Source organism: Dryocola boscaweniae (genome assembly GCF_025215095.1).
Classification (GTDB): Bacteria; Pseudomonadota; Gammaproteobacteria; order Enterobacterales; family Enterobacteriaceae; genus Dryocola; species Dryocola boscaweniae.
Window position 1 is genome coordinate 437,035 of sequence record NZ_JALHAP010000082.1, and the last position, 13,318, is coordinate 450,352.

The 13,318-nt window shown below is 54.6% G+C and carries 10 protein-coding genes; 9 read left to right on the forward strand and 1 reads right to left on the reverse strand.

The window, feature by feature from the left end; genetic code table 11:
* Positions 1 to 13: 13 nt before the first annotated feature.
* The 9 genes from sapA (at position 14) to pdeR (ending at position 11,998) form a co-directional block, all read left to right on the forward strand.
* Complete coding sequence (gene sapA, locus MUA00_RS19460; protein WP_271124641.1) at positions 14 to 1,654, forward strand: ABC transporter substrate-binding protein SapA; 1,641 nt, start codon at positions 14 to 16, stop codon at positions 1,652 to 1,654.
* Positions 1,651 to 2,616: a putrescine export ABC transporter permease SapB gene (gene sapB, locus MUA00_RS19465; protein WP_271124642.1), complete on the forward strand. Its 966-nt coding sequence runs from the start codon at positions 1,651 to 1,653 to the stop codon at positions 2,614 to 2,616. Before sapA ends, sapB begins: the two co-directional genes overlap by 4 nt.
* On the forward strand, positions 2,603 to 3,493 hold the full coding sequence (gene sapC / locus MUA00_RS19470; protein ID WP_271124643.1) for a putrescine export ABC transporter permease SapC: 891 nt from the start codon (positions 2,603 to 2,605) through the stop codon (positions 3,491 to 3,493). Before sapB ends, sapC begins: the two co-directional genes overlap by 14 nt.
* Positions 3,493 to 4,485 carry a putrescine export ABC transporter ATP-binding protein SapD gene (gene sapD / locus MUA00_RS19475; protein ID WP_271124644.1) on the forward strand — a complete coding sequence of 331 codons (993 nt, stop codon included), beginning with the start codon at positions 3,493 to 3,495 and terminating at the stop codon, positions 4,483 to 4,485. Before sapC ends, sapD begins: the two co-directional genes overlap by 1 nt.
* Positions 4,485 to 5,291, forward strand: coding sequence for a putrescine export ABC transporter ATP-binding protein SapF (gene sapF, locus MUA00_RS19480; RefSeq protein ID WP_271124645.1), 807 nt, complete (start codon positions 4,485 to 4,487; stop codon positions 5,289 to 5,291). The genes sapD and sapF overlap by 1 nt, the downstream gene beginning before the upstream one ends.
* Positions 5,292 to 5,471: 180 nt before the next feature.
* Entirely contained in the window at positions 5,472 to 6,263 is a 792-nt protein-coding gene (gene fabI / locus MUA00_RS19485) for an enoyl-ACP reductase FabI (RefSeq protein WP_271124646.1), read from the forward strand.
* A 202-nt stretch (positions 6,264 to 6,465) separates the two neighbouring features.
* Positions 6,466 to 7,623, forward strand: a complete 1,158-nt coding sequence (locus tag MUA00_RS19490; protein WP_271124647.1) for a CMD domain-containing protein — start codon at positions 6,466 to 6,468, stop codon at positions 7,621 to 7,623.
* 101 nt (positions 7,624 to 7,724) lie between these two features.
* Positions 7,725 to 9,659, forward strand: coding sequence for an exoribonuclease II (locus MUA00_RS19495; protein ID WP_271124648.1), 1,935 nt, complete (start codon positions 7,725 to 7,727; stop codon positions 9,657 to 9,659).
* Positions 9,660 to 10,006: 347 nt separating this feature from the next.
* Positions 10,007 to 11,998, forward strand: coding sequence for a cyclic di-GMP phosphodiesterase (gene pdeR, locus MUA00_RS19500; RefSeq protein ID WP_271124649.1), 1,992 nt, complete (start codon positions 10,007 to 10,009; stop codon positions 11,996 to 11,998).
* Positions 11,999 to 12,297: 299 nt separating this feature from the next.
* Here pdeR and MUA00_RS19505 read toward each other — a convergent pair whose 3' ends face one another.
* The gene (locus MUA00_RS19505) at positions 12,298 to 13,167 is read right to left on the reverse strand and encodes a crotonase/enoyl-CoA hydratase family protein (RefSeq protein ID WP_271124650.1); all 870 of its coding nucleotides are present in this window, start codon (positions 13,165 to 13,167) and stop codon (positions 12,298 to 12,300) included.
* Between the last annotated feature and the right edge of the window lie 151 nt (positions 13,168 to 13,318).

Below are 13,318 nucleotides of genomic sequence, written 5' to 3' on the forward strand. Positions count from 1 at the left end.
AACTCAAAAACTTATGCGCGGAATTATCCCCTCCCTCTTACTGAGTCTGAGCTGCCTGAGCAGCATGGCGCTGGCGGCTACGCCTGAACAGAAGCCTGACGACATTCGCAAGAGTGGGTTTGTTTATTGTGTTAATGGCCAGGTTAATACCTTTAATCCGCAAATGGCGAGCGGCGGCCTGACCGTGGACACGCTCGCCGCACAGTTGTATGACCGCCTGCTGGATGTCGATCCCTATACCTATCGCCTGGTTCCTGAGCTGGCGCAAAGCTGGGAAGTGCTGGATAACGGCGCCACTTACCGCTTCCACCTGCGCCCGAACGTACAGTTCCAGACAACGCCCTGGTTTAAGCCAACGCGAGCAATGAATGCCGACGACGTGGTGTTCAGTTTTCAACGCGTGTTTAATCGAAATCACCCGTGGCACAACGTCAACGGCGGAAACTACCCTTATTTCGATAGCCTCCAGTTCCCGGATTCGATAAAAAGCGTGCGTAAACTGGACAACAATACGGTTGAGTTTCGCCTGGAAAAGCCGGACGCTTCGTTCCTGTGGCATATGGCGACACATTACGCTTCGGTAATGTCCGCTGAATACGCAGCGCAACTGACCAAAACCGATCGTCAGGAGTTGATGGATCGCCAGCCGGTCGGCACCGGCCCGTTCCAGCTAAGCGAATACCGGGCCGGACAATATATCCGCCTGGTTCGCAATCCTGCCTTCTGGCGCGGCGTGCCGCTGATGCCGCAGGTGGTGCTGGATCTGGGCTCCGGCGGCACCGGGCGCTTATCAAAACTGCTGACCGGCGAGTGCGACGTACTGGCTTACCCTGCCGCAAGCCAGCTAACCATTTTGCGCGACGATCCGCGCCTGCGCCTGACCTTGCGTCCTGGCATGAACATCGCGTATCTGGCGTTTAATACCAACAAGGCGCCGATGAATAATCCTGAAGTGCGCCATGCGCTCGCTTTGGCCATTAACAACCAGCGCCTGATGCAGTCTATTTATTACGGAACGGCGGAAACCGCCGCGTCGATTTTGCCGCGCGCGTCCTGGGCATACGACAGCGATGCCAAAATTACCGAATACAATCCGGAAAAAGCACGCCAGCGGCTGAAGGCGCTGGGGGTTAACAATCTGGAACTGCGCCTGTGGGTGCCAACCAGTTCTCAGGCCTGGAACCCAAGCCCGCTGAAAACCGCCGAACTGATTCAGGCCGATATGGCGCAGATTGGCGTGAAAGTGATTATTGTCCCCGTGGAAGGCCGTTTCCAGGAGGCGCGTTTAATGGACATGAACCACGATCTGACGCTGGCCGGCTGGGCTACGGACAGTAACGATCCGGACAGCTTCTTCCGCCCGATGCTGAGCTGTGCGGCTATTCGTTCGCAAACCAACTACGCTCGCTGGTGCGATCCGGAGTTCGACGGCGTGCTGCAAAAAGCGCTTGCGTCCCAGCAGCTCGCCTCGCGCATCGAAGCCTATAACCAGGCGCAGGATATTCTGGCTAAAGAACTGCCTGTGCTTCCGCTGGCTTCCTCGTTGCGTCTGCAGGCCTACCGTTATGACATTAAAGGACTGGTGCTGAGCCCGTTTGGCAACGCGTCCTTTGCCGGCGTTTCCCGTGACGACGTCGAGGTGAAAAAACCATGATCATCTTTACCATGAGGCGTTTGTTACTGCTATTCATCACCTTATTTTTCCTGGCGATAGTCGGTTTTAGCCTGAACTATTTTACGCCGCATGCTCCTTTACAAGGCGCGTCGTTATGGAATGCCTGGGTGTTCTGGATTGAAAGCCTGCTGCACTGGGATTTTGGCGTTTCCAGCATCAACGGACAATCCATCAACGAACAGTTGCGCGATGTCTTCCCGGCGACCATGGAACTGTGCCTGCTGGCCTTTGGCCTTGCGCTGCTGATTGGCATCCCCGTGGGTATGCTCGCGGGTATCACGCGTAATAAATGGCAGGACAAACTGATCGGCGCGATAGCGCTGCTTGGTTTTTCTATTCCGGTGTTCTGGTTCGCCCTGCTGCTGACGCTGTTTTTCTCGCTCACGCTCGGCTGGTTTCCCGTCTCCGGGCGTTTCGATTTGCTTTATGAAGTGAAGTCCGTCACCGGCTTTGCGCTGGTGGATGCATGGCTTTCCGACTCGCCTTATCGCGATGAGATGATCATGAGCGCCGTGCGGCACATCGTGCTGCCGGTTATCACGCTTGCCGTTGCTCCAACGACGGAAGTTATTCGCCTGATGCGCCTGAGCACCAGCGAAGTATTCGATCAGAACTATATCAAGGCGGCGGCCACGCGCGGTTTATCCCGCTTCACCATTCTGCATCGCCACGTGCTGCACAACGCGCTGCCGCCGGTTATTCCTCGCCTGGGCTTGCAGTTTTCAACCATGTTGACGCTTGCGATGATTACCGAAGTGGTCTTTAGCTGGCCTGGGCTTGGACGCTGGTTGATTAATGCCATCCGTCAGCAGGATTACGCGGCGATTTCCGCAGGCGTTATGGTCATCGGGTCGTTAGTTATCATTGTTAACGTGATTTCCGATATTTTGGGTGCCATGGCTAACCCGCTGAAACATAAGGAATGGTATGCCTTACGATAGCGTCTATCGCGAGAAACGGCCGCCGAGCACGCTGCGCCTGACATGGCGCAAATTTTATGGCGATACCTCGGCGATGGTTGGCCTTTATGGCTGCGGCGCGCTGGTTCTGCTGTGCATCTTTGGCGGCCTTTTTGCGCCTTATGGTCTCGATCAGCAATTTCTTGGCTATCAACTGCTGCCGCCTTCCTGGTCACGCTATGGCGAGGTGTCTTTCTTCCTTGGCACGGATGATTTAGGGCGCGATGTTTTAAGCCGTCTGTTAAGCGGCGCAGCCCCCACCGTAGGCGGCGCTTTTGTGGTTACGTTAGGGGCAACGGTTTGTGGCGTAGTGCTGGGCGTAATTGCGGGCGCGACCCACGGTCTGCGCTCTGCCGTACTTAATCATATACTTGATACGCTGCTTTCTATTCCTTCGCTGCTGCTGGCGATAATCGTAGTGGCGTTTGCCGGCCCGCACCTTACGCACGCGATGTTTGCCGTTTGGCTGGCATTGCTGCCGCGCATGGTTCGCTCGGTTTACAGCGCGGTTCATGACGAACTGGAAAAAGATTACGTCGTTGCCGCGCGTCTTGACGGCGCCTCAACGCCCAATATTTTGTGGTTCGCCGTGATGCCCAACACCGCCTCGACGCTGGTCACGGAAGTCACTCGCGCACTGTCGATGGCGATTCTGGATATTGCCGCGCTCGGCTTTTTGGATCTCGGCGCGCAGCTTCCTTCTCCAGAATGGGGTGCGATGCTTGGCGACGCGCTGGAGCTAATCTATGTTGCCCCCTGGACCGTGATGCTTCCGGGGGCGGCGATTATGATTAGCGTATTGCTGGTCAATCTGCTGGGCGACGGTTTGCGCCGGTCAATCAACGCGGGGGTGCAATAATGCCATTACTTGATATCCGCAATCTGACCATCGAATTTATGACCTCCGAAGGCTGGGTGAAGGCCGTCGATCGCGTCAGCATGACGCTCAATGAAGGCGAAATTCGCGGCCTGGTCGGCGAGTCCGGTTCGGGTAAAAGCCTTATCGCCAAGGCCATCTGCGGCGTCACCAAAGATAACTGGCGCGTGACCGCGGACCGCATGCGCTTTGACGATATCGACCTGCTTCGCCTTACCGCACGACAGCGCCGTCGGCTGGTCGGCCATAACGTGTCGATGATTTTCCAGGAGCCGCAGTCGTGTCTCGACCCGTCCGAAAGAGTGGGCCCTCAGCTTACACAAAATATCCCGAGCTGGACGTACAAAGGCCGCTGGTGGAAACGCTTTGGCTGGCGTAAACGCCGCGCGATCGAACTGCTTCACCGCGTGGGAATAAAGGATCATAAAGACGCGCTGCGCAGCTATCCGTATGAGCTGACCGATGGCGAATGTCAGAAAGTCATGATTGCCATTGCGCTGGCAAACCAGCCGCGCCTGCTGATTGCCGATGAACCGACAAACGCCATGGAACCGACTACCCAGTCGCAAATATTCAAGTTGCTGACCCGGCTTAATCAGTACAACAACACCACGATTTTGCTTATCAGTCACGACCTGCAAATGCTCAGTAAATGGGCGGATAAAATCAACGTGATGTACTGCGGGCAAACGGTGGAAACCGCCCCCAGCGAAGAACTAATCGCCACGCCGCATCATCCGTACACCCAGGCCCTGATTCGCGCTATTCCGGACTTCGGCAGCCCCATGCCGCATAAAAGCCGCCTCAACACCCTGCCTGGCGCGATTCCCCTGCTGGAACATTTGCCGATTGGCTGCCGCCTGGGCCCGCGCTGCCCGTATGCGCAGCGAAAATGTATTGAAACGCCGCGCCTCACGGGGGCGAAAACGCATCTTTATGCCTGTCATTTCCCGCTGAATATGGAGAGTCAGTAATGGCCGAAACCTTGCTGGAAGTTCGCAATTTAAGTAAGACGTTTCGCTACCGAACCGGGCTGTTTCGCCGTCAGCATGTCGAAGCCGTTAAGCCGCTGAGCTTTACCCTGCGCGAGAAGCAGACGCTGGCGATTATTGGCGAGAATGGCTCCGGGAAATCCACCCTTGCCAAGATGCTTGCCGGGATGATTGAACCCACGGGCGGCGAACTGGTCATTGACGATCATCCCCTGCACTTTGGCGATTATTCGTATCGTAGCCAGCGTATTCGTATGATATTTCAGGATCCAAGCACCTCGCTTAACCCGCGCCAGCGCATTTCGCAGATTCTGGATTTCCCGCTGCGCCTGAATACCAGTCTGGAGCCGGAAGCGCGTCGGAAAAGGATTGTCGAGACATTGCGCATGGTGGGCCTGCTGCCCGATCACGCCAGCTATTATCCCCATATGATCGCGCCCGGGCAGAAACAGCGTTTAGGCCTTGCGCGCGCGCTGATCCTGCGTCCGCAAGTGATCATCGCCGACGAAGCGCTGGCCTCGCTGGATATGTCCATGCGCTCGCAGCTCATCAACCTGATGCTTGAGCTGCAGGAAAAACAGGGCATCGCCTACATTTACGTGACGCAGCATATCGGCATGATGAAGCACATCAGCGATCAGGTGATGGTGATGCATCAGGGCGAAGTGGTGGAACGCGGCAGCACGGCGGACGTACTGGCCTCTCCGCTTCATGAGCTGACGAAGCGCCTGATAGCCAGCCACTTTGGTGAAGCGTTGACGGCGGATGCCTGGCGTAAAGACCGTTAGGACAGGCGCGACATCTGGCGACACGATAACCACTCGCCCCCCGGCTGGAAAAATAACGTGACACAACCAGGCGTGAGTGGGATATAATTTCAATTTAGTGTTGAATAATTGTGACTAATCGTTTGTAACCTCATGATTATACAGTTATAAAATTAGCAGAAACTATAAGGATTCAAAGCTATGGGTTTTCTTACCGGTAAACGCATTCTGATCACTGGCCTGGCCAGCAAACTTTCCATCGCCTACGGTATCGCTCAGGCGATGCACCGTGAAGGCGCTGAACTGGCTTTCACCTATCAGAACGACAAACTGAAAGGCCGTGTGGAAGGTTTTGCTGCCGATCTGGGTTCCAGTATCGTTCTGCCGTGCGACGTTGCAGAAGATGAGAGCATCGACGCGCTGTTTACCGAACTGGCGAAAAGCTGGCCGAAATTTGACGGTTTCGTTCACTCCATCGGTTTCGCGCCGGGCGACCAGTTGGATGGCGACTATGTGAATGCCGTTACCCGTGAAGGCTTCAAAATCGCTCACGACATCAGCGCTTACAGCTTCGTTGCGATGGCTAAAGTGTGCCGTGAAATGCTCAACCCAGGTTCCGCCCTGCTGACCCTTTCTTATCTGGGTGCGGAACGCGCTATCCCTAACTACAACGTTATGGGCCTGGCTAAAGCATCTCTGGAAGCGAACGTGCGTTACATGGCGAACGCAATGGGTCCTGAAGGCGTGCGCGTTAACGCCATCTCCGCAGGTCCAATCCGTACTCTGGCAGCAAGCGGCATCAAAGATTTCCGTAAAATGCTGGCGCACTGCGAAGCGGTTACGCCGATTCGTCGTACCGTGACTATCGAAGATGTGGGCAACTCCGCAGCCTTCCTGTGTTCTGACCTCTCCGCCGGCATCTCCGGTGAAGTGGTCCACGTTGACGGCGGTTTCAGCATCGCGGCAATGAACGAGCTGGAACTGAAAGACTAATTCCGCGCGTTTCGGGGCGGGCATCCGCCTGCCCCATTAACTTTCTGTTTTCTTCCCGCTGTTTTAACGCCCCATATAGCATTCTGATATTTATTATCACCGATCATTCTTTTGTCACCTTCCGCGCTTGCGCCAGGATAAAGCAGCGAACCAGGCCTCCCTTTACTTATCGGCCTGTTAACTCTTTGACCAAGGAACGACCATGGAACAACGCCACTTTTCCGGCAAAAGTCACTGGTATCATGAAACCCAGTCCAGTCTCTGCCCGGCAGATGTACAGCCGTTAGTTCCCGAAGCCGCGCATGCAGACCGTTTTTTACTCGATCTCGCTTTAAGTCCAGAGCAACTTGCCGAAGAACAGCCGTGGATAACGGCTGCACGTAGCGCCAGCGAGACGCTGCTGCCGGAAAGCGTCTGCGTGAACCGCATGCACACTCTGAGCAGCTACGATCGCCTCAGCACCGCGCTTACCGTCGCGCAGGTTTATGGCGTGCAAAGACTTTGTAACCACTATGCGGCCCGCCTGGCGCCGCAGCCTGGACCGGATTCTTCACGTGAGAGCAACCGCCGCCTGACGCAAATCACCCAGTACGCTCGCCAGCTTGCCAGCCAGCCGACGCTTATCGATAACGCTTCACGCACTCAACTCGATGAAGTTGGGCTATCGGTAAACGATATCGTCACCTTCAATCAGCTTATTGGTTTTATTGGCTTCCATGCGCGCGCCGTGGCCGTCTGGCAGGCGCTGCAGGGCTTGCCCGTTCGTTGGCTGCCGGGACTCGATACGCTGCAGGACGCCCCTGCAGAACTCTTTACCACCGCGGGGGCGTCCTGGGCTGCTGATTTACCTGCTGTGGAACTGCGTTACGCGCAGACCGAACAGCTCGAAGTGCTCAGCATAAGCCAGCCTCTTCGTCCGTTGCAGGGCATGAGCTGGCTTTTGGCGCATGACGCCCCGGCGCTTTGCGCCCTGAGCCAGCTAATTCGTCTGCTATGGCAGCCAGCCCCGACCCAAACTGACGAACAAACGCTGGTGATGCTGCTTTCCGCCCGCATCAACGGCAGCCCTTCGTGCTTTACTGAAGCAGCGCTGCTTTGGCGCGGCGACAGCGGCCTGCCCGATGCGGTGCGAAATGGCGAAAGAGCGCTTCAGGCATGGAGCCATAACCATCCCCGGGAACGCGCGATTATTCAGGCCGTACAGATGCTGACTCGCGCGCCGGACAGATTCAGCGCCGCGCATATTCAACCCTTGCTGGAACAAGGTTTTTCCGCATCGCAAGCATTAAGATTGTTGGTCAGCTCCGGGCTGTTTGGCTGGCTTAACCGACTAAAAGTGGGGCTGGGAAGCCAGGCGTAAGCATTGAATTTGAGGTGCTTTTGAGGCAAACATCGCTTGCCGCAAAGGCCTTATTCGCGTAAAACTGTCAGCCGCTCTTTTGGCCACGAAAACTAAACATTATGTTTCAGGATAACCCGCTGCTCGCGCAGCTTAAACAGCAACTGCATTCCCAGACTCCTCGCGCCGAAGGCGTGGTAAAAGGTACTGAAAAAGGCTTTGGCTTCCTCGAAGTCGACGCCAATAAAAGCTACTTTATTCCGCCTCCGCAGATGAAAAAAGTGATGCATGGCGACCGTATCACCGCTGTGATCCACAAGGACAAAGACCGGGAAACCGCTGAGCCAGAAGAGCTTATCGAACCTTTCCTGACCCGCTTCGTTGGCCGCGTGCAGAAGAAAGACGATCGCCTTTCTATCGTGCCGGACCACCCTTTATTAAAAGACGCGATTCAGTGCCGTGCGGACCGTAACGTTACGCATGATTTCCAGAATGGCGACTGGGCCGTGGCGGAAATGAAGCGCCATCCGCTCAAAGGCGACCGCGGTTTTTACGCCGAACTGACTCAGTTCATCACCTTTGGCGACGATCACCTCGCGCCGTGGTGGGTTACACTGTCACGTCACAACCTTGAGCGCGAAGCGCCAAACGGCGTCGCAACCGAAATGCTTGACGACGGGCTGGTGCGTGAAGATTTAACCGCCCTGAACTTCGTCACCATCGACAGCGCCAGCACAGAAGATATGGACGATGCGCTGTTCGTTGAAGAGCTGGCGGACGGCAAGCTGCAGTTAACCGTAGCCATTGCCGATCCCACCGCATGGATTGCCGAAGGCAGCAAGCTGGACAACATCGCCAAAGTGCGCGCGTTCACCAACTATCTGCCGGGCTTCAACATTCCGATGCTGCCGCGCGAGCTGTCTGACGACCTGTGCTCGCTGCGCCCCAACGTCACCCGCCCTGTGGTGGCCTGCCGTATGGTTATTGAACGCGATGGCGCAATCGGTAATGACATTCACTTCTTCGCCGCCACCATCGAGTCCAAAGCCAAACTGGTTTATGACGAAGTGTCCGACTGGCTGGAAGAAAAAGGCGAATGGCAGCCGCAAAGCGAAGAAATTGCTCAGCAGATTCGTCTATTGCAGCGCTTTTGCCACAGCCGTGGCGAGTGGCGCCACACCCACGCGCTGGTCTTCAAAGATCGTCCGGATTACCGCTTCGTGCTGGGCGAAAAAGGCGAAGTGCTGGATATCGTTTCCGAACCGCGTCGCATAGCTAACCGCATCGTTGAAGAAGCGATGATCGCCGCCAACGTTTGTGCCGCCATCATTCTGCGCGAAAAACTCGGCTTCGGTATTTATAACGTGCATACCGGCTTCGACCCGGCCAATACCGAACAACTGGCGAACATGCTTGCGGGCCACGGCTTTACCGTAGACGCCCAGGAAGTGCTGACGCTCGATGGCTTCTGCAAACTGCGCCGCGAGCTAGACGCCCAGCCGACAGGTTTCCTGGACAGCCGTATCCGCCGCTACCAGTCCTTCGCTGAAATCAGCACCGAACCAGGCCCGCACTTCGGCCTCGGACTGGAAGCTTACGCGACCTGGACTTCCCCGATCCGTAAATACGGCGACATGGTTAACCACCGTCTGCTTAAAGCGATCGTTAAAGGCGAATCCGCTACGCGTCCGCAGGAAGACACCACCGTACAGATGGCAGAGCGCCGCCGCCTGAACCGCATGGCGGAACGCGATGTGGGTGACTGGCTGTACGCCCGCTTCCTGAACGACAAAGCCGGCACCGATACGCGCTTTGCCGCTGAAATCATTGATGTCAGCCGCGGCGGAATGCGCGTGCGCCTGGTTGAAAATGGCGCAGTGGCGTTTATCCCCGCTCCGTTCATCCACGCGGTACGTGATGAACTGGTTTGCAGCCAGGAAAACGGCACCGTGCAGATTAAAGGCGAAGTTGCTTATAAAGTGACGGACGTTATCGATGTGACCATCGCCGAAGTGCGCATGGAAACACGCAGCGTGATCGCCCGTCCGGCGGCCTAAAATTTAAATAACTAATCAAAAAGGCTGAATATTTTTTCAGCCTTTTTGCGTTTCTGCTGCTTCTTTTCTCGCTTTTTTGTCATATCTTCTTAGCGGCTATTTTCGTTAATCATCAAGCCAATCCTTTGCTTTATTTAATAATTTCAGCAGTGAATTAATAAGAAACACTAAGAATTAGCGACGTTCTTTACTCTGTATGCTTCCAGAAACTATGCAAGTTACTTCCATTTTTCTGACGGTTAACACATATCTGTAGGTTTTTAACTGTTGCCGCTTGTTTAACATTGGCTTTATGTTGCTAATATAAATAGTAAACTGACGCGCCATGCACCGGTTCAGGAGAAAGCATGAAAGACGAGTTGGAGCAGAACCTGCTTTACCGTTATTTAGGGACAACCAGCCCATACTGGCGTTTGCCTTCGGACAGCAACGCCCTGCAACTCGCCGCCCACGAAAATGCAGACACAAGCCAGGTAATAGCGTTAAGCCAGGAGCAGGCTGACGAGATACGTCAGATGACGGTGATCACATCAAGCATCACCATGTCGATATCTCTGTTTGGCACCGACGTGCCGGTCCACCTTGTTGGACGCAAAGTGTCAAAGCGCGAATGGGCCGGAACAGCTTCAGCGTGGCACGACACCCCTTCCGTTGCGCGAGATCTCGCGCAGGGGCTCTCTTTTGCTGAACAGGTGGTCTCCGAAGCAAATTCGGTTATCGTCATTCTCGATCGACAGGGCAATATTCAGCGCTTTAATCGGCTCAGCGAAGAATATACCGGCCTTAAAGAGCAGGAAGTCATCGGACAGAACGTTTTTAAACTTTTTATGAGCCGCAGCGAGGCCGCCGCCTCTCGACGCAATATCAGCGGTTTCTTCCGCAACGGTAACTCTTACGAAGTCGAACGCTGGATTAAAACCCGCAAAGGCCAGCGCCTGTTTTTGTTCCGCAATAAGTTTGTCCACAGCGGCAGCGGCAAAAACGAAATTTATCTGATTTGTTCGGGTACAGACATCACGGAAGAACGTCGAGCTCAGGAGCGGCTGCGCGTGCTGGCCAACACCGATACCATCACCGGGTTGCCAAACCGCAACGCTATCCACGATCTCATCAGCAGCGCCATAGAAAACCGTGGTGAAAATCAGGTGGGCATTGTTTATCTCGACCTGGATAACTTTAAAAAAGTGAACGACGCCTACGGGCACATGTTTGGCGATCAGCTTCTGCAAGCCGTTTCGCTGGCAATTCTTAGCTGTCTTGAAGAAGGCCAGGTACTGGCAAGGCTTGGCGGAGATGAATTTATTGTCCTGGCAACCGACACGTCGCAGGCGACGCTTGAAGCGATGTCCTCCCGTATCCTTACGCGCTTAAAACTGCCCTTCCGTATTGGCTTAATTGAAGTGTATACCGGCTGCTCGCTGGGTATTTCTCTCGCCCCGCAGCACGGTGAAGACAGAGAAAGCGTAATCCGCAATGCGGATACCGCTATGTACACCGCTAAAGAGAGCGGCCGCGGCAAGTTTTGCGTTTTCTCCCCGGAAATGAACCAGCGAGTTTTTGAATATCTGTGGCTCGACACCAATCTGCGTAAGGCGCTGGAGAACGATCAACTGGTAATCCACTATCAGCCGAAAATGACCTGGCGCGGTGAAGTACGTAGCCTGGAAGCGCTGGTGCGCTGGCAATCTCCGGAGCGGGGCCTGATACCGCCGCTGGATTTTATCTCCTATGCGGAGGAGTCCGGGTTGATTGTGCCGCTTGGCCGCTGGGTAATGTTAAGCGTGGTGCAGCAGGTAGCGAAATGGCGCGATAAGGGCATTAATCTGCGCGTAGCGGTGAACGTTTCCGCCCGGCAACTGGCCGATCAGACTATTTTTAGCGATCTAAAGCAGGCGCTAAAAGATTTAGATTTCGAATATTGCCCCATCGACGTGGAGCTCACCGAAAGCTGCCTGATAGAAAACGAAGAGCTGGCGCTGTCCGTTATTCAGCAGTTCAGCAAGCTTGGCGCCCAGGTTCACCTGGACGACTTCGGCACGGGTTATTCGTCGCTGTCGCAACTGGCGCGTTTCCCAATCGACGCCATCAAGCTCGATCAGGCATTTGTACGCGATATCCATAAGCAATCCGTCTCGCAGTCTCTGGTGCGCGCCATCGTAGCCGTAGCGCAGGCGCTGAATTTGCAGGTGATTGCCGAAGGCGTCGAAAACAAAAAAGAAGATGCGTTTCTGACCAAGAACGGCGTTAATGAGCGACAGGGATTTTTGTTTGCGAAACCCATGCCCGCCGCCGCATTCGAACGCTGGTTAAAACGTTATCAGGCACGAACGGCTCGTTAACTGTCCAATGGAAAAGTGGGTAAAGGTTATTACCCACCTTCCTAAACTTTAAGGATTTTTATTCTGGAATTGATGACCAACCCTTATTACACCCCCCAAATAAATAACGCATTGGGCAATGCAGAGCCAATGAATATTATATAATCCAAACATTCTCCCAATCTTTATATGTGATGCATCTTTAACTATAAACATAACCGATATCAAGAAGACGCCGTCCGAATAAATAACGGCGCCATTAACGGCAAATTTGTACTTAACGAATATTATCCGCAGCCGTTGACGAGGTTGCTTAAACGTTAACTGGCTTTACGCAAAGCCGTCGAGGTGTGACGATTTTGCAACTGCACCAGCCTTTCCATATACGCGATATCTTTAGGTTGCAGACAAAATGCTGCCTCCACCCAGTCTTCCGTGATATCCATCAGCTCAGCGCGGGGCAGTTGCAACACGCGCTGGCGAGCGCGCAGCATACCCCGGACGCCGTTCAGCTTGGGTTGCAGGGTGTCGATAAAGGTCCGGGTTGCGATATAGCCCTGATCGGGTTCGAACAATAAATCCACCAGCCCATATTGCTCATGCCATTCCGCAGTGTGCGACTCCCCTTTATAAATCAGCTCCTCTGCAAGCTTCATTCCTGAACGGCGAGCGACCAGCGAATAGCCTCCCATTCCCGGAAACAAATTAAAGGCTATTTCCGGAAAGCCCATGCGCGCGTCGCGTTGCGCAAGGACAAAGTGATGAGCGAGCGCCGCCTCAAAGCCGCCGCCCAGCGCGCTGCCTTCCACCATCGCAAGGCTGATGGCGCCGGTATCAAATCCGCGAGAGGCCGCATGAACGCAATCCACGCAGGCCCGCGCATACGCGCGTAATGCTTCGCGCCGCCCTTGCTGAATGGTCTCAACGAAAAAGCCTAAATCACCTCCGGTATTGTACATTCCCGGGACCAGCGAACCGGTTACCCAGAAGTCGACAGCAAACCCCGAACGCTGTACCAGATAACTCATGTTCATGATCTCTTCGATCAGCACATGGTTAAAGCAAGGACGAGGCTGTGCGCGAAGCATCATCCATACCGTGCGGCGTTCTTCTTCGTAATAACCCGACAGTTGGGTAAAACGTGCAGTGTCGGTAAACAATTTGCAGGTTGGTTGGTTTATCACAGTCATCTTTTTATCCTGGGTTTAAGGGTGGAAGAGCGACCTAAGGGGCCTTAGATCGCATTGCAAAGCAGTGCATTACCGCCGTGCATGCGCAAACTTTAGATACTGTTCACACCATGTCGCGGTAATTTTTTGCCCTATCAATTTCCCACAGCTT